At 74.7% G+C, this 15883-nt stretch carries 15 protein-coding genes, 1 tRNA gene and 2 pseudogenes; 8 read left to right on the plus strand and 10 right to left on the minus strand.

Features of this window, described 5'->3' with window-relative positions; translation table 11 throughout:
- The 4 genes from HCJ92_RS14420 to HCJ92_RS14435 form a co-directional block, all read right to left on the minus strand.
- The coding region (locus HCJ92_RS14420; protein WP_167933987.1) for an aminoglycoside adenylyltransferase domain-containing protein at positions 1–317 on the minus strand (317 nt) is incomplete at its 3' end.
- Positions 318–380: 63 nt separating this feature from the next.
- The gene (locus HCJ92_RS14425) at positions 381–632 is read right to left on the minus strand and encodes a hypothetical protein (RefSeq protein ID WP_167933988.1); all 252 of its coding nucleotides are present in this window, start codon (positions 630–632) and stop codon (positions 381–383) included.
- Between the two features lie 192 nt (positions 633–824).
- Positions 825–1388 carry a GNAT family N-acetyltransferase gene (locus HCJ92_RS14430; RefSeq protein WP_167933989.1) on the minus strand — a complete coding sequence of 188 codons (564 nt, stop codon included), beginning with the start codon at positions 1386–1388 and terminating at the stop codon, positions 825–827.
- A gap of 697 nt (positions 1389–2085) precedes the next feature.
- Positions 2086–2170 (minus strand) — tRNA-Leu (locus HCJ92_RS14435).
- Positions 2171–2430: 260 nt separating this feature from the next.
- Here HCJ92_RS14435 and HCJ92_RS14440 point away from each other — a divergent pair.
- The 3 genes from HCJ92_RS14440 (at position 2431) to HCJ92_RS14450 (ending at position 5147) form a co-directional block, all read left to right on the plus strand.
- Positions 2431–3747: a M20/M25/M40 family metallo-hydrolase gene (locus HCJ92_RS14440; RefSeq protein ID WP_167933990.1), complete on the plus strand. Its 1317-nt coding sequence runs from the start codon at positions 2431–2433 to the stop codon at positions 3745–3747.
- Positions 3748–3953: 206 nt separating this feature from the next.
- Positions 3954–4187, plus strand: a complete 234-nt coding sequence (gene chpH / locus HCJ92_RS14445) for a chaplin ChpH (protein ID WP_167933991.1) — start codon at positions 3954–3956, stop codon at positions 4185–4187.
- A gap of 150 nt (positions 4188–4337) precedes the next feature.
- The gene (locus tag HCJ92_RS14450; protein WP_167933992.1) at positions 4338–5147 is read left to right on the plus strand and encodes a chaplin; all 810 of its coding nucleotides are present in this window, start codon (positions 4338–4340) and stop codon (positions 5145–5147) included.
- A 261-nt stretch (positions 5148–5408) separates the two neighbouring features.
- Here HCJ92_RS14450 and HCJ92_RS14455 read toward each other — a convergent pair whose 3' ends face one another.
- On the minus strand, positions 5409–5597 hold the full coding sequence (locus HCJ92_RS14455) for a DUF5703 family protein (RefSeq protein ID WP_167933993.1): 189 nt from the start codon (positions 5595–5597) through the stop codon (positions 5409–5411).
- Positions 5598–5644: 47 nt separating this feature from the next.
- Between HCJ92_RS14455 and HCJ92_RS14460 the strand changes: the two genes are divergently transcribed.
- The gene (locus tag HCJ92_RS14460) at positions 5645–6295 is read left to right on the plus strand and encodes a hypothetical protein (protein ID WP_167933994.1); all 651 of its coding nucleotides are present in this window, start codon (positions 5645–5647) and stop codon (positions 6293–6295) included.
- Positions 6296–6384: 89 nt separating this feature from the next.
- Here HCJ92_RS14460 and HCJ92_RS14465 read toward each other — a convergent pair whose 3' ends face one another.
- The 3 genes from HCJ92_RS14465 to HCJ92_RS14475 are packed head-to-tail and all read right to left on the minus strand — an operon-like array spanning position 6385 to position 9966.
- Positions 6385–6846: a VOC family protein gene (locus HCJ92_RS14465; RefSeq protein ID WP_167933995.1), complete on the minus strand. Its 462-nt coding sequence runs from the start codon at positions 6844–6846 to the stop codon at positions 6385–6387.
- 34 nt (positions 6847–6880) lie between these two features.
- The gene (locus HCJ92_RS14470; protein WP_167933996.1) at positions 6881–8983 is read right to left on the minus strand and encodes a helix-hairpin-helix domain-containing protein; all 2103 of its coding nucleotides are present in this window, start codon (positions 8981–8983) and stop codon (positions 6881–6883) included.
- Entirely contained in the window at positions 8980–9966 is a 987-nt protein-coding gene (locus HCJ92_RS14475) for an aldo/keto reductase (RefSeq protein WP_167933997.1), read from the minus strand. Before HCJ92_RS14475 ends, HCJ92_RS14470 begins: the two co-directional genes overlap by 4 nt.
- Before the next feature lie 102 nt (positions 9967–10068).
- Here HCJ92_RS14475 and HCJ92_RS14480 point away from each other — a divergent pair.
- Positions 10069–11088 (plus strand): annotated as a pseudogene (locus HCJ92_RS14480) (LLM class F420-dependent oxidoreductase); the annotation flags it as partial.
- Here HCJ92_RS14480 and HCJ92_RS14485 read toward each other — a convergent pair.
- Positions 11080–11688 (minus strand): annotated as a pseudogene (locus tag HCJ92_RS14485) (MSMEG_4193 family putative phosphomutase); the annotation flags it as partial. The pseudogenes HCJ92_RS14480 and HCJ92_RS14485 overlap by 9 nt on opposite strands.
- 72 nt (positions 11689–11760) lie before the next feature.
- Positions 11761–12639 (minus strand): NAD-dependent protein deacetylase, encoded by an 879-nt coding sequence (locus HCJ92_RS14490; RefSeq protein ID WP_167933998.1) that lies wholly within the window; start codon positions 12637–12639, stop codon positions 11761–11763.
- A 176-nt stretch (positions 12640–12815) separates the two neighbouring features.
- Between HCJ92_RS14490 and HCJ92_RS14495 the strand changes: the two genes are divergently transcribed.
- The 3 genes from HCJ92_RS14495 (at position 12816) to mshC (ending at position 15859) form a co-directional block, all read left to right on the plus strand.
- Positions 12816–13406, plus strand: coding sequence for a DUF3090 family protein (locus HCJ92_RS14495; protein ID WP_167933999.1), 591 nt, complete (start codon positions 12816–12818; stop codon positions 13404–13406).
- Positions 13403–14359 carry an SCO1664 family protein gene (locus HCJ92_RS14500; RefSeq protein WP_420824712.1) on the plus strand — a complete coding sequence of 319 codons (957 nt, stop codon included), beginning with the start codon at positions 13403–13405 and terminating at the stop codon, positions 14357–14359. Before HCJ92_RS14495 ends, HCJ92_RS14500 begins: the two co-directional genes overlap by 4 nt.
- Before the next feature lie 270 nt (positions 14360–14629).
- Complete coding sequence (mshC, locus tag HCJ92_RS14505; protein WP_167934000.1) at positions 14630–15859, plus strand: cysteine--1-D-myo-inosityl 2-amino-2-deoxy-alpha-D-glucopyranoside ligase; 1230 nt, start codon at positions 14630–14632, stop codon at positions 15857–15859.
- The last annotated feature ends 24 nt before the right edge of the window (positions 15860–15883 follow it).

The raw sequence follows: 15883 nt of genomic DNA on the forward strand, positions 1-15883 counted from the left end.
GCCGCCGCGGCGATCCCGGCCGCGAGGTGGCCTGCGTGGTCCGGGGCCTGCTGCCGCAGCCCGACCGGCCACCACTCGGCGGCGCAGTCGCTCTCGCGGTAGAGCCGCAGGGCATGCGTCAGCACCGGCCGCCGCGCAGCCGGGAGCCTGGGCAGCGCCCAGCGGGCGGCGGTGTCCTCGGAGCGGATCCCACCGGTCGCCAGCGTGGTCCACACCCGGGCGAGGGTCAGCACCGCGTTGCGGGGGTCGTCGGCCACCTCGGCGAGCAGTTCCGCCACGGCGGCGACGGTCGCCCGCGCCACGTCGCCGGCCGGCACCGTGGGCAGCTCCCGGTCCGGCGGCGGGGCCCACGCGCACCCGGCCGGCGGAGCGGGCGCCCGTCAGGAGCACCGCCAGGTCGGGTATGTCGGCGGGGCCGGGGCGCGGGGCGCGGGTAGCGGAGCACCGCGCGCCGCAGCCCACTCGCCGAACCGCAGATCGGCGCGCGGCGGGTACCGCCACGGGACGACGTCCCCGCCCACGACGACCAGCAGTTCCGCCGCCGGGCGCGGCCCGGCGGCGGGGCCCGACCGCTCCAGCAGCCCGGTGACGAGCCGGGCGCGCTGCTCCCCGCCGAGGGGCCGGTCGGTCACCGCGAGCAGGTCCAGGCGCCGGCCGGCCGCAGCCCGCCCGCCACCGCCGAGCCGTGCAGGTACAGCGCGCGCAGCCCGGGGCCCACCACCGACTCCACCAGCCGTCGCACCGCGCGATCTGATCGTCCACAGCAGTCATGGGTGGCAGCGGCGGGGCGGCGCCGCAGCCGGTTTCCCGGCGCCGGCGACCGGTCAGCCGGGCCTCTCGGCGGCCTCCCACTCGCGGGCGAGCATCGCGAAGTGCAGCTCGCCGCCCCATTCGCCCTTGAAGATCTCGGACTCCACGAAGTGCGCTTCCTGCCGCATGCCCAGACGGCTCATCAGCTTGGCGGAGGCCTCGTTGCGCGGGTCGCAGCGGCCGATGATCCGGTGCAGCCCCACCTGCTCGAACCCCAGGCGCAGCATCTCTCGCGCCGCCTCGGTGGCGAGACCGCGCCCGCCATGGTCGGGGTGCAGCACGTAGCCGAACTCGCCCTGCCGGTGCCGCTCGCTCAGCCAGGTCAGCAGCGTGTAGCCGATGACCTCGCCGTCCAGCTCGACGGCGAGCAGCAGGGTGTCCCCCTCATCCCGCAGCGCGGTCTGCCCTTGCCGGACGGCGAGCTCGCGGGCGTTGTCCTCCGAGGTCCGCGCTTCGTTGTAGAGGTAGCGCGCCACCTCGGGCCGCGACTCGAAGGCCAGCATCGCGGCTTCGTCCGCCGCGGTGAACGGCCGCAGCACGAGTCGTTCGGTCGTGATCGGCTCGGAGATCTCGATCATGGGTTCCCCTCCACATTCCTGGTACCCGCCGCGTCCGCGGCTCTTCGGAGCCGCGCTCACCGGCCGGGCTGTGGGCCGCTGCAAGCGACACGGGCCAAGACATGGCTCCGGCGTTGTCGTCACCCCCGTCCGGCGCCACCGAGGTTCTCACAGCGGCGACCGGGTGGCACCTGGGTAACGGGGAGATCCGGCCCGCTCCGGTGCGACCCGAGCCACCCGCGCCCCTGCGACCGCGGGCTCACCGCTCCGGCCTCGCGTCCGCGATCCTCCGGCAGGATCGTGACGTGTGCTCCCGTTGGAGTGCCCGGCCGGCTCCTGGCCGGGCCCTGCGCCGACGGGGTGCCTTCGAGCCGGATCCGCACGCCCTCCGAGGGGTGGACCTACCGTCCGCGGTCGGTAGGTGGGTGACCCGCGCGGGCGTGCGTCCACCACCGGAGAGAGCCCCCACCGCACCCACCCCGGCAGCCCTCGTCCTCGACGTGGCGGCCCATCGGGTGGATCGGCGAGGCGTCCTCGCGGTCACTGGGTTCCCACCCGGCCCCTTCGGTCCGCTCGCTCGCGGCGTACTCCGAGTTGCGCGAGGCCCGGGGCGAGGAGGAACGGACCACCGCTGCCCGGACTTCGGCTTCGCCTCCTGGCCCGTGGAACAACCGATGGGGGCCGGGGCGAACCTCGACCCCCATCGGGGTGCCACCAGTGTCCGAGGGGGGACTTGAACCCCCACGCCCGATAAAGGGCACTAGCACCTCAAGCTAGCGCGTCTGCCATTCCGCCACCCGGACAGGGCTGCCGCCTGCGGCCCTGCGGGCTCGGCGACGTGGGAAACCATAGCAAAGCCCGGGCGTGCCGATCACCTCGGCGGGGCGCGGGGGGCGCCGCGCGCCCCGCCGATACGGGACACCCGGCCGCTTCGGCGGCGCGGGGGAGAGGATGGGGGCCACGCGCACCCGCCGTCCGGTGCCGACGCCGGACGGCGAGGACATGGACCCGGCGCCGCGGCGCGCGTGCGACGGCGACGCAACGAGCCAAGGGAGAGGGAACGTTGAGCGAGCAGGATCTCGGCACCGCCGAGCAGGAGGTCGTGGAACTGTGCCGCGACCTGATCCGTATCGACACCAGCAACTACGGCGACGACTCCGGGCCCGGTGAGCGCAAGGCCGCCGAGTACGTGGCCGAACAGCTCGCCGAGGTCGGCCTCGAACCGAAGATCTTCGAGTCCCGCCCCGGCCGCGCCTCCACCGTGGCCCGCATCGAGGGCGAGGACCCCTCACGGCCCGCGCTGCTGATCCACGGTCACACCGACGTCGTCCCGGCCAACGCCGCGGACTGGACGCACGACCCGTTCTCCGGCGAGATCGCCGACGGCTGCGTCTGGGGCCGGGGCGCGGTGGACATGAAGGACATGGACGCCATGACGCTGGCCGTGATCCGCGAGCGGATGCGGTCCGGCCGCAAGCCGCCGCGCGACGTGGTGGTGGCCTTCCTCGCGGACGAGGAGGCCGGCGGCACCCACGGCGCCCGGTACCTGGTGGACCACCACCGCGACCTCTTCGAGGGCGTCACCGAGGCCATCAGCGAGGTCGGCGGCTTCTCCTTCACCGTCAACGAGAACCTCCGCCTCTACCTCATCGAGACCGCCCAGAAGGGCATGCACTGGATGCGGCTGACCGTGGACGGCACCGCCGGCCACGGCTCGATGACCAACACCGACAACGCGATCACCGAGCTGTGTGAGGCGGTCGCCCGCGTCGGACGGCACACCTTCCCGGTGCGGGTCACCCCGACGGTGCGGTCCTTCCTCGACGAGCTCTCGGACGCGCTGGGCGTCGAGCTCGACCCGGAGAACATGGACGAGACCCTCGCCCGGCTCGGGGGCATCGCCAAGCTGATCGGCGCGACCCTGCGCAACACCGCCTCGCCCACCCAGCTCGGCGCCGGCTACAAGGTCAACGTCATCCCCGGGCAGGCCACCGCGCACATCGACGGACGCTTCCTGCCCGGTCACGAGACCGAGTTCCTGGCCGACCTCGACCAGTTGCTGGGCCCCCGGGTCCGCCGGGAGGACGTCCACGCCGACAAGGCGCTGGAGACGAGCTTCGACGGTGACCTGGTCGCCGCCATGCAGTCCTCGCTCCTCGCCGAGGACCCGGTCGCCCGCGCCGTCCCGTACATGCTCTCCGGTGGGACCGACGCCAAGTCCTTCGACGACCTCGGCATCCGCGGCTTCGGCTTCGCGCCGCTGAAGCTGCCGCCCGAGCTGGACTTCGCCGGCATGTTCCACGGTGTGGACGAGCGGGTCCCGGTCGACGGCCTGCAGTTCGGTGTGCGGGTGCTCGACCGCTTCCTCGACGCCAGCTGACGGCACCCCGACGGGTGTGCGGTCGGTGATCCGTCCGCACACCCGCCGATATTCGCCCGGTCGTACGAAACCCTCCGGACGGGTGAAACCCCGCCGGGGTTCGTAGCTTCGTTGGCCTGCCCTCGTTACTGACGATGGCGATCCCTTACCGGGGGTCGCGGCGGTTCCCGCTACCGGGGAATCGCTTGTGTCAATGAGGAGGAAGCATGATCAAGAAGGTTGTCGCCGCCGCGGCTGCCACCGGCGGTCTCGTGCTCGCGGGTGCGGGCGTCGCCGTCGCCGACGCGGGTGCCCAGGGTGCCGCCCTGAACTCCCCCGGTGTCCTCTCCGGCAACGTCGTCCAGGTTCCGGTCCACGTGCCCGTGAACCTGTGTGGCAACACCGTCTCCGTGATCGGGCTGCTGAACCCCACGTTCGGCAACACCTGCATCAACAAGTGACGTTGCGCCTCACTGACATGAGGGCTTGACGCCGGGCGGCTCCGGAGCGCTGTGCGCTCCGGAGTCGCCTGGTTCCCTGAGGCGGAGGGGGGTTTCCGAGTTTTCACCTCCGCCTCTTCCACGAGGTATCTAGGCAGGGGAACAACCACAATGCGTGAGGTCACCAGGAAGGGCCTGATCTCCGTCGCGGCCGCCGGCGGTGTGCTGGTGCTGTCCGGGGGGACGGCGTTCGCCGATTCCGGCGCCGAGGGCGTGGCGGCCAACTCGCCGGGCGTCATCTCCGGCAACAACGTGCAGGTTCCGGTCCATGTGCCGGTCAACCTGTGCGGCAACACGGTCAGCGTGATCGGTCTGCTCAACCCGGCGATCGGCAACAGCTGCGCCAACGTCTCCACGCCGTCGCACGACCACGGCAAGGACGACGGGAAGGGCGGCAGCCACAGCCACGGCGGGGGCGCCGAGGCGGAGAGCGTGGCCTCCAACTCGCCGGGCGTGGGCTCCGGCAACACCGTGCAGGTGCCGGTCGACATCCCGGCGAACGTCTGCGGGAACAGCGTCTCCGTCGTCGGCCTGCTGAACCCGGCCACCGGCAACGACTGCGGCAACGGCGACGTCCCGGAGCACCCCGGCAAGCCCGGCGAGCCGGAGACCCCCGTGACCCCGGAGGAGCCGGAGACCCCCGTCACCCCTGAGACGCCGGAGGAGCCCGAGACTCCCGAGACGCCGGAGGAGCCGGAGACCCCCGTCACCCCCGAGACCCCCGAGGGCCCGGTCACCCCGGTCACCCCGGAGTCGCCCGAGACGCCGAGCACGCCCGAGGGCCCGCGCGGTGAGACGCCCGACCGGGGTGCCCTCGCCGAGACGGGCAGCGACATCGCCCCCGCGGCTGCCCTGCCGCTCGCGGCCGGCCTGCTGGCCGGTGGCGCCGTGCTGTACCGGCGCTCTCGCGCCAACGCCTGACCACCGGGCACCTCAGCCGAACAGGCCGGGACGGCCGCCCTCCGACGAGGCGGTCGCCCGGCCTTCGCCATGCGCGTCGCCGCCCGGCGCGACGCGCCCCCACCCGGAAGGAGCTCCGGACAAGAGCACACGCGCCCACCGGCGCTCAGGTGTGAAGCGCGCCCACCGGCGCGCGGGTGCAGTGCTCGACGCGGCGGACGCGCCCGGCGGTGCCGCCGGTGGGCGGCAGCCCCGCCCGGGTACCCCCGCGACGCGCCCGGCTCACCAGGTGGCGCGCACCTGGCGGATCACTCTGCGCCGCAGTCGCACTCGTCTGCTGCCGTCCGGAAACAGCCGGAGTCTGTCCAGTTCCCAGTGCCCGTACTCGGCGTGTTCGGTCAGGAGGCGGGTAGCGGCGGCGCGGGAGACCCCGCGCGCCACGAAGACATCACGAAACTCGTATTCCGGCATCGAATCCATTGTGCGGGCAGGCCCCGGTTGCCGATACCGTCTGCATCATGTCTGATGCTGCGCAGCCCAGCGCTGCCGAGGTCCGAGCCGCCGCCGAAGCCCTGAAGGAGGCGCTGGACCGCCACCTGGACGCCGTGGAGCGGCGCGCCGCCGGCGGTTCCGGTGCCGCCGCGGACGCCGAGGTGTTCAACGCCTTCAACGAGCTGGCCGCGGCCGGCGAGGTGTACGACGAGATGCTGTACGAGGTCCACGACGAGGTGACCCCCTTCGAGGTGCCGACGACCGACGGGCGGGCCGACTACGACGGCCCCGAGGAGCCGGAGGTGCTGAGCGTCTACATCCGCCGGGACTACACCGTGACCGACCCCCGCAGGCTGCTGGCGCAGGCCGAGCGCGTCGCCGATCTCGACCCGGAGTCGGTGGACGAGGACGAAGCCGTCGGCGTGGGAGCCGGACAGAGCCTGCACGCCGCCGTCGGAGTCCTCTTCGGCGAGTTCGAACCGGACGAGATCGCCACCCGCCACGCCGAGTTCGGGCTGGAGGAGGGCGACGCGACCACCTGGGTCGCCGCCGGCGAGGAAGCGACGGAGCCGGGGGAGTGGCTGCCCGCACCGTTCGACAACGTGGACCCGGAGCGGGTGATCTGCCGCTTCGACATCAGCGAGGCGTTCGACGAGGACGACATCGAGAGCCTCTGAGCGCCCGGCGGGCCCGCAGTCGCGGGACCCGCCCGACCGGCGGTCCGGACCGGCGGCACCGACCCGGACCGCCGTCGCGCAAGGGGCGGTCAGTCCAGGCAGAACTCGTTGCCTTCGGGGTCGGTCATCACGATGAATCCCGCGCTCATCGGGGGCTCCGGCTCGTCACGGCGCACCCGGCTCGCGCCGAGGGCGACGAGCCGGGCGCACTCGGCCTCCAGCGCGTCCATCCGCTCCCCGCCCCGGAGCCCGGGGGCGGCACGGACGTCCAGGTGGACCCGGTTCTTGATCGTCTTCTCCTCGGGCACCTGCTGGAAAAACAGTCGCGGCCCCCGTCCGGCCGGGTCCTCGATCGCCGATCTCGCGTTGCGCTCCGCCTCCGGAACGCCGATCCCCGCGAGGAACTCGTCCCACGCCGCCAGCGGGTCGGCGCCCTCCGGCAGGTCCACACCCGGTGGCGCGGGGTGGACGTAACCCAGCACGTCCCGCCAGAAGGACGACAGCGCTCTGGGATCGCGCGCGTCGAAGGTGACCTGGACCTCGTTGCTCATCGCCTCGCTCCTCTCGTGCCGCGGACCACGGCGCTCAGTCTTCCTCCGCCGCGGCCTCCGCCGCGGCCTCCGCCGCGCCCTGGTGCAACAGCTCTGCCAGACGGGTGGCCCGGGGGCGGGGTGCCGCCGCGACCGCAGCCGCCAACGCGGGTCCGGCGCCCTGCACCACCGAGAGGTGGCGGCGCGCCCGGCTGAAGGCCGTGTGGACCCATGCCCGGTCGAGCAGCGCACCGGCGTCGCCGGGGACCACCACGACCACCGCGGGCCAGGACCGCCCGGCCGCCTGGTGGGCGGTGAGCACCCAGCCGTGCCGCAGCGACACCTCGTCGGCGGGCACCGTGACCCGCCCCTCCAGGGTCTCGCAGACCAGGCTCCGTGTCGTGGAGTCGGCCTCCAGGACCGTCCCCGACACCGTGTGCCCGACACCGGCGGACCAGACGGCGCGGTCGCCGGGGTCGAACCCGCCGAACCTGCCCGGCCCCGGGTTCACCCGCTCCTTCACGGCGGCGTTCAGCGCACGCGTGCCGCAGGGGCCGCCGTGGGCGGTGGTCAGCACCACCACGTCGGCCGGGCCCGCGCCGAACGCTCGCGGAATGGACTCGGTGACCAGCTGCACGGTGCGGTGCACCGCCTCGCCCGGGTCCTGCGCGGGGACGACGACCACCTCGTTGCCGGGGGCGTCGACCCGCGCGAGTTCGCCGGTGGCGACCAACGACACCAGCTCGCCGACCGGCCCCTCGTCGGGGGTGCGGGAGGCGACCCGGGGGCAGACCCGGGAGGTGAGGAGGTCCGCGAGGAGCTGGCCCGGCCCGGCCGGGCCGAGGAGCCCCGGCTCGCCGCTCAGTACCAGCCGCGCACCGTCGGGCAGCGCCTCGACCACCGCGGCGGCCGACTCGGTGTCCAGCTGCTCGGCGTCGAGGACCGCGAGCAGGTCCAGCGCCAGCGCGCCCTCCTCGTCCCGCGGGACCGCTTCGGCGCCGGTCAGCAGCGCCGCGAGTGCCCGCGGGACGACGTCCCCCGCGCCCTCCTCGTCACCGGGGGCGTGGGCCACCAGCTCGGCCCGCAGCCCCGCGCGACGCGCGGCCCGGACCAACTCCACGGGTTCGGCGCGCGCTGTTCGGCCTCCGGTGTGCACCACGACGCCGTGACCCGCAGTCGCGGTGGCCAGTTCCCGGGCGGCTCGGGGGAGCTCGGCGCCCGCCAGCCGCCCCCAACCGGCTGTGCGGTCCACCGGGACGTCCGGCGCCGGAGAGCCGTCCCCGGCGCCCTCCGTCGCGCCCGGGTCCTCGGTCGCTGGCGCGTCGCCCCCGGTGCCCTCGGCGCCGTCGGTGTCCCCGGCGGCGCGGTCGTCATGACCGTCAGGGACCGTCGCCCCCGGGGGCGGGCAGGTGGCGCGAAGCCGCAGCAGGCCGTCCGCGAGCCCCTCCTCGGCGACGGCGCAGCGGTCCAGCCCGAAGAGGGTGCGCGAGGGGAGCTCGCCCTCCTCGTCCGGTTCGGCTCCCGGCACCGGCTCCTGGAAGGCGAGCACCGCGCCCGCCTCCACGGCGTCCTCCAGCGCCGCGTCGCCGTCCGTGACGGCGTGGGCCGCGAGGTCGCGGTGGAGTTCCTCGGGGGTGCGGACCGTGTGGCCCCGCCGGGCGGCGCCCTCCAGCAGCCACACCGCCAGACTGCGGGTGCGCCGCTCGTCGTCCGGGCCGCAGCCGTCGCCCAGCAGGGCTCGGGCGAACTCGTCCGCCTGCGCCGGTCGGACGCCCGGAGCCGCCAGCAGCGTCCACGGGTCGGCACGCAGCACCTCGGCGGCGCGGGGCCCGAGAGCGCCGGTGACCGGGCCCGCCAGCGAGCCGGGCGCGCCGCTCTCGGCGAGCAGCGCGGCGAGCCCCTCGGCGGGCGTGCCCGGGGCCACCGGGCCCGTCGCCCGGGGTACCGCGGGGCCGGTGGCGGGGGAAGCGCCCGCCGGGGGCCGCCGCGCGGAACCGGTCGCGGGCCCTGTCCGCTGTCGGGTCCGGGGTGCGGGCGCCGCGAAGAACTCCGTCGCCGGCCGCTCGCCCTTCTCCACCGCGCGGACCGCGGCCATCAGCTCCTCGGCCTTCGCCGCGGGCCGCTGCCCGTCGTCCGCCGCCGGGCTGCCATCGGTCACAGCGTGCTCCAGTCCTGATCGGGGTAATGGTGCACCGGCGCCGACACATCGTCCAGCGCGCGGCGGATCTCCTGGGGAAGCGTAAGGTCCACCACCGACAGGGCGGCGTCGAGCTGCGCGGCGGTTCGCGCGCCGACCAGCGGCGCGACGACCCCCGGGCGGTCGCGCACCCACGCCAGCGCCACCTGGAGCGGTGTCGCCCCGAGCCCGTCGGCCGCGGTGCGGACCGCGTCGACCACCCGGCCCGCCTTCTGGTCCAGGTAGGGCGCCACGAACGCGGACAGCTGGTCGGAGGCGGCGCGCGAGCCGGCAGGGCGTGCGCCACCGCGGTACTTGGCGGTGAGGACGCCGCGCCCGAGCGGTGAGGACGGCAACAGCCCGATCCCCAGGTCCAGGGCGGCGGGCAGGACCTCCCGCTCGACACCTCGCTGGAGCAGCGAGTACTCCATCTGGGTGGTGCTCAGCCGGCAGCGGCGCCCCGCGTCGGCCAGCTGCCAGGTGCCGGCCTTCGCCAGCTGCCAGCCGCAGTAACCGGTGACCCCGGCGTACCGCACCCGACCGCTGCGCACCGCGTCGTCGACCGCCTGGAGCGTCTCCTCCAGGGGCGTGGTGGTGTCGTAGGCGTGCAGCTGCCACAGGTCCACGTAGTCGGTCCCGAGCCGCGCCAGCGAGGCGTCCAGCGAGTTCAGGAGGTGGCTGCGCGAGCCGTCGACGCGGCGGTGCGGGTCGGCGACGCTGCCCGCCTTGGTGGCGATCACCAGGTCGCGGCGGGGGACGAACCCGCCGAGCATCCGACCGAGCATGTACTCCGCGCCGCCGTCGGCGTAGACGTCGGCGGTGTCCACGAGGGTGCCGCCCGCTCGCCAGAAGGTGCGCAGCAGCTCCGCGGCGTCGCGTTCGCCGACCTCGCGTCCCCATGTCAGCGTGCCGAGGCCCAACGGGGGAACGCGCAGGCCGGTGCGGCCCAAATGCCGTGGCTCCATGGGCGTTGAGCGTACTTGCGGGACAGGCTACAGTCCGGAGTGCCTACAGGTTACCCACCGGTAGCACCGGGGGAGGCCGCCCACCGCGACGAAGGAGAACGGATGCGCCTCGGTATCAACCTCGGCTACTGGGGAGCCGGTATGGACGCGGACAACCTCGCGGTCGCCCGCGAGGCGGACCGGCTGGGCTACGCGGTCTGCTGGGCCGCCGAGGCCTACGGCTCGGACGTGCCGACCGTGCTCTCGTGGGTCGCCGCCCACACCGAGCGGATCGACGTCGGGTCCGCCATCCTCCAGATCCCCGCGCGCGCTCCCGCGATGACGGCCATGACCGCCGCGACCCTGGACTCCCTCTCCGGCGGCCGGTTCCGGCTCGGGCTCGGCGTCTCCGGGCCCCAGGTCTCCGAGGGCTGGTACGGCGTCCGCTTCGACAAGCCGCTGGGCCGCACCCGCGAGTACGTCGAGATCGTGCGGACGGCCATGGCCCGCGAGCGACTCAGCCACGAGGGCGAGCACTGGACCCTCCCGCTGCCCGACGGACCCGGCAAGCCGCTCAAGCTCACCGTCCACCCGGTGCGGGAGCACATCCCGCTCTACATCGCCGCGATCGGCCCCAAGAACCTGGAGCAGACCGGTGAGATCGCGGACGGCGCGCTGCTCGTCTTCTTCGCACCCGAGCACGCGGAGCAGACCACCCTCGCGCCGCTGCGCGCCGGCCGCACCGCCGCGGGCCGCACCCTCGACGGCTTCGACATCGTGCCCTCCGTACCCATGGCCGTCGGCGACGACGTGACCTCCCTCGCCGACCAGTTCCGCTCCTACACCGCGCTCTACGTGGGTGGCATGGGCAGCCGCAAGCAGAACTTCTACAACCGCCTCGCACAGCGGATGGGGTACGAGAAGGCCGCCGCCGAGATCCAGGAGCGCTACCTCGCCGGGGACAAGGAGGGCGCCGCCGCGGCGGTACCGCACGACCTGATCGACTCCACCACGCTGCTCGGCCCCGTGGAGCGTATCGCCGACCGGATGCAGGCGTACGCGGACGCCGGCGTGACCACGCTGTCGCTGGTGCCCGCGGGTGTCGCTTTGGAGGAGCGGCTGGACGCGCTGCGCACCGGTGTCCCCCAGGCGCAGCAGGAACGGGCGCTCGGCGGTGTACCGGATCGCGGTGAGCGAACCGGGGCCGACGTTGATCCGCTGGAAGAGGTCCAGGTGGAGACCGAGGGCGTCGGCGACGACGGCCTTGATGATGTCGCCGTGGGTGCAGGCGAGCCAGACCGCCTCCGCGCCGTGCTCGGCCTCGACGGCCGCGTCGCCCTCCCGTGCCGCGGCGACCGCCCGGTGCGCCATGGCGCGCAGGGACTCGCCCCCGGGGAAGACGGCGGCCGAGGGCTGCCGCTGCACGGTCTCCATCAGGGGGTGTTCGCCCAACTCCCGCAGCCTGCCGCCGGTCCAGCTGCCGTAGTCGCACTCGACGAACCGCTCCTCGGCCCGCGCGGGCGTCTCCGGGCGGGCGGCCAGCAGCGGGGCGACGGTCTCCCGGCAGCGCTGGAGCGGGCTGTGGACCACGGCTGCCAGCGGCACTCCCGCCAGCCGCCCGGGGACGGCGGCGGCCTGCTCGCTGCCGTGTGCGTCGAGCCCCACCCCGGGAGTGCGACCGGCGAGGATCCCGTCGGAGTTGGCGGCGGTGCGACCGTGGCGGAGGAGGAGCAGGGTAGCCATGCGGAGAGCTTACGGCTGAGGTGGCCCGCGGGAGCCCGGCGCGTCGCCCGTAACCCCCGGGGCCGCGGCGCGTTATCCAGTCGACGGCCGACCGGCGAGCCCCGTGAGCGTCGGCCCCAGCGGGAGGGCGACCCGGGCCCGGGCGTGCCGGTCGCCCCGGGTCGGCGCGAGGTTGATCAGCACCACCGGCTTCCCCGCGTCGGCGGCCTGCCGGACGAACCGCAGCCCGGACATCACCGTCAGGGAGGAGCCCAGGACCAGCAGCGACTCCGCCCGCCGCACCAGGTTCCGGCAGTGCTCCACCCGCTCGGCCGGTACGTTCTCCCCGAAGAACACCACGTCCGGCTTCAACAGTCCGCCGCATCCGGTGCAGTCGACGACCCTGAAGTCCCCGACCTGCTCGTCGGTCAGGTCGGCGTCGCCGTCGGGATTGATCGCGGCGGCCACCGGGTCGAAACCGGGGTTGGCCGCCGTCAGTCGTGCCGCCAGCTCGCCGCGAGGGGTGCGGGCTCCGCAGGCCAGGCAGACGACCCGGTCGAGCCCGCCGTGGAGCTCGACGGTCCCCGCGCTGCCGGCGGCCTGGTGGAGCCCGTCCACGTTCTGGGTGACGACCCCGGACAGCAGCCCGTGGCGCTCGAAAGCCGCAACGGCCAGGTGCCCCGCGTTCGGGCGGGCCCTGCCGAAGGTGCGCAGGCCGAGGTGACTCCTGGCCCAGTAGCGGCGGCGGGCCTGCGGGCTGGAGACCAGGTCCTGGTAGGTCATCGGCGTGTGGCGGCTCAGGCTCCCGCCCTCGCCCCGGTAGTCGGGGATGCCCGACTCCGTCGAGAGCCCCGCGCCGCTGAGCACGAGCACGCCGCCGGCGTCCAGCAGCTCGGCGGCCGGAGCGGGGTCGGTGGTGGCGGGCAGCGGGTCCCCGACCGGGGTCCACCTCAGGGTGGGGCGCATGCGCATGCCCCCAGCGTAGAGAAGAGCGGGGCGGATCGGGTCGTCACGGGGTGGAGGAGGGACGAGGACCGGACACCGGGCCTGCCCGCGGAGGGCGCCGCGCCGCCGGGCCGGGCGCGCGGTGATCCCCGCCCGCAGTAGGGTGCCCATGAATCAACCGTCGACCCCACGGAGCGGAACAGGTGTCCCGTCAGGTTTTCCTCTACGACCCTCCGGACCGCTTCGTCGCCGGCACCGTGGGACTGCCCGGTCGCCGCACCTTCTTCCTCCAGGCCACCGACGGCAGCCGCACCACCAGCGTCGCCCTGGAGAAGGCGCAGGTCGAAGCATTGGCCGAGCGGGTCGACGAGCTGCTCGACGAGGTGGTCCGCCGATCCGGGGGCAAGACCGCCGTACCGGCCGTCGCCCCCTCCGACATCGCCGACACCGACCCCCTTCGCACCCCCGTGGACGAGGAGTTCCGGGTCGGCACCATGGCCCTGGCCTGGGACGGCGACGCCGAGCGGCTGGTCGTGGAGGCGCAGGCGCTGGTGGAGCTGGAGGCCGACTCCGACGAGGAGTTCGCCGAGGCCGAGGAGCGCCTGCTGCGTGACGACGAGAACGGCCCGCCGATGCTGCGGGTCCTCCTCAGCGGCGGCATGGCCCGCGCTTTCGCCAAGCGCGCGTTGGACGTCGTCAACGCCGGGCGTCCGCCCTGCCCGCTCTGCAACCTGCCGCTGGACCCCGAGGGCCACGTCTGCCCGCGCCAGAACGGCTACCGGCGGCGGCTGTGACTCCCCAGGAGGTCGAGCAACTCCTCACCACGGGTTCCCTGGCCGTACGCGGCCGGCTCACCGGAGCCTCGAACGCGGTCTTCTACGCCACGGTGACCGCCGAGGGGCGGAGCACGGGGTGCGTCTACAAGCCGGTCGCCGGGGAGCAGCCGCTGTGGGACTTCCCCGACGGCACGCTCGCCGCCCGCGAGGTCGCGGCGGGCGAGGTGTGCCGGGCGATGGGCTGGGAGCTGGTGCCGCCCACGGTGCTGCGTGAGGGCCCGCACGGACCCGGCATGTGCCAGCAGTGGGTCGGACCCCCGCCCCCCGGCGCGGAGGGCCCCGGGGGCGAGGACCGCGCGGGGAGCGCGGACGATGCGGACGACGGCACCGCCGTACCCGTCACCGCCCCCGCCGGTCACCTCCCCTCCGGGACGACCGCGACCGCCGACCCCGGCGCGGCGACGGCGGAGGCCGGCGGGCCCGCCGTGCAGTCGCTGCTGGCGCTGGTCGACGGGGACGAGCCCGGCCCCGGCTGGCGGGCCGTGGGGTATGCCCAGGTGGCGCCCGACCGCACTGCGCTGCTGGTCCACGCCGACGACCCCGACCTGCGCCGGCTGGCCGTGCTGGACGCGGTGATCAACAACGCGGACCGCAAGGGGGGCCATCTGCTGACCGCTGCCGGCGGCGGGCTGCGCGCCATCGACCACGGGGTGACCTTCCACACGGAGAACAAGCTCCGGACCCTGCTCTGGGGCTGGGCGGGGGAGCCGCTCGACGCCGAGGCGCACGAAGCCCTGGCCGCGCTCGACGCGCGGCTGGCCGACGGCGAACCCACCGCCGCCCGGCTCGCCCGGCTCGTCTCCCCGCGCGAACTGGCGGCGCTGCGCGCTCGGGTCGCGGCGCTCCGTGCAGACGGCGTGCACCCGCTCCCCGGCGGAGACTGGCCCGCCGTGCCCTGGCCCCCCGTCTAGGCCCTGTCTGGTCAATCCCGCCCGGCCCGCGGCGCCTCGCGCGGCATCTCGCCGCATCGGAGCATCGCGCGAGCGCAACCGGTTCGAGCTGCGATGCTCCGCCTCGCGATCCACCGCACCACAGACTGCGGGCCTCACCGGCGCGATTCACCAGACAGGAGCTGGCGACGGCCGCGCCCCGGCCCGTCCGGCCGGTGCCTCCCCCCGGCCGGTGCCTCCCCGGCCGGGTACCGATAGTGCCGGCCGGGGGCCGCCGGTTAGGCTCTTCCCATGCATGCCTGGCCCGCCTCCGAAGTCCCCGCCCTGCCAGGTCAGGGCTCTGACCTGCGGCTCCACGACACCGCGACGGGCGGGCCCGACCGGCCCGTTCCCGGGCCCGTCGCCCGGATCTACGTCTGCGGCATCACCCCCTACGACGCGACCCACATGGGCCACGCGGCCACCTACACCGCGTTCGACCTCGTGCAGCGGGTCTGGCTCGATTCCGGCCGCCAAGTCGTCTACGTCCAGAACGTCACCGACATCGACGACCCGCTGCTGGAGCGCGCCCGAGCCACCGGCGAGGAGTGGACCGCGCTCGCCGAGCGCGAGACCACCCTCTTCCGCGACGACATGTCCGCCCTGCGCATGCTGCCCCCCGACCACTTCGTCGGTGCCGTCGAGGCCATACCGCGCATCGTCCCGCTGGTGGAACGGCTCCGCGAGCAGGGGGCCGCGTACGAGTTGGAGGGCGACATCTACTTCTCCGTCGCCGCCGACCCCCGGTTCGGGGAGGTCTCCCACTACGATCAGGCCACCATGCGGGCGCTGTCGGCCGAGCGCGGGGGCGACCCCGACCGGTCCGGCAAGAAGAACCCGCTGGACCCCATGCTCTGGAGCGCCGCCCGCCCGGGCGAGCCCTCCTGGGACGGCGGCTCGCTCGGCCGGGGACGCCCCGGCTGGCACATCGAGTGCGTGGCGATCGCCCTGGAGACCCTCGGCATGGGCTTCGACGTCCAGGGCGGCGGGTCCGACCTGGTCTTCCCCCACCACGAGATGGGCGCCTCCCACGCACAGGCGCTCACCGGCAGCCACCCCTACGCCCACACCTACGCGCACGCGGGGATGGTGGGCTACCAGGGCGAGAAGATGTCGAAGTCGAGGGGCAACCTGGTGCTTGTCTCGCAGCTGCGCCGGGACGGTGTCGAACCGGCCGCCATCCGGCTCGCGCTGCTCGCCCACCACTACCGGTCCGACTGGGAGTGGACCGACGAGGTGCTGGTGACCGCGACGGAACGGCTGGCGCGCTGGCGCGCCGCGGTGTCGCGGCCCGACGGGCCCTCGGCGCTGCCGCTCCTCGCCGAGATGCGGCAGGCACTCGCCGACGACCTCGACGCGCCGACCGCGCTGGCCGCGTTCGACCGCTGGGCCGCGGCGCAGGCTGCCCACGGCGGGGACGACGAGGGGGCCCCCGGCGTCGCCGCACGGGCGGTGGACGCACTGCTGGGCGTGGCGCTCTAGCCACCGCGACCGTGGGGGGGGGGG

Origin of the sequence: Streptomyces spiramenti, from assembly GCF_012034385.1 — a bacterium.
GTDB lineage: Bacteria > Actinomycetota > Actinomycetes > Streptomycetales > Streptomycetaceae > Streptomyces > Streptomyces spiramenti.

Bases quoted from the DNA above. Each gene is read 5' to 3' on its own strand.
- HCJ92_RS14465 (WP_167933995.1), bottom strand. From the start codon at position 6,846: ATGAGCAACGAGGTCCAGGTCACCTTCGACGCGCGCGATCCCAGAGCG.
- HCJ92_RS14475 (WP_167933997.1), bottom strand. From the start codon at position 9,966: ATGGAGCCACGGCATTTGGGCCGCACCGGCCTGCGCGTTCCCCCGTTG.
- HCJ92_RS14430 (WP_167933989.1), bottom strand. From the start codon at position 1,388: ATGATCGAGATCTCCGAGCCGATCACGACCGAACGACTCGTGCTGCGG.
- HCJ92_RS14450 (WP_167933992.1), top strand. From the start codon at position 4,338: ATGCGTGAGGTCACCAGGAAGGGCCTGATCTCCGTCGCGGCCGCCGGC.
- chpH (WP_167933991.1), top strand. From the start codon at position 3,954: ATGATCAAGAAGGTTGTCGCCGCCGCGGCTGCCACCGGCGGTCTCGTG.
- HCJ92_RS14460 (WP_167933994.1), top strand. From the start codon at position 5,645: ATGTCTGATGCTGCGCAGCCCAGCGCTGCCGAGGTCCGAGCCGCCGCC.
- HCJ92_RS14490 (WP_167933998.1), bottom strand. From the start codon at position 12,639: ATGCGCATGCGCCCCACCCTGAGGTGGACCCCGGTCGGGGACCCGCTG.
- HCJ92_RS14455 (WP_167933993.1), bottom strand. From the start codon at position 5,597: ATGCCGGAATACGAGTTTCGTGATGTCTTCGTGGCGCGCGGGGTCTCC.
- mshC (WP_167934000.1), top strand. From the start codon at position 14,630: ATGCATGCCTGGCCCGCCTCCGAAGTCCCCGCCCTGCCAGGTCAGGGC.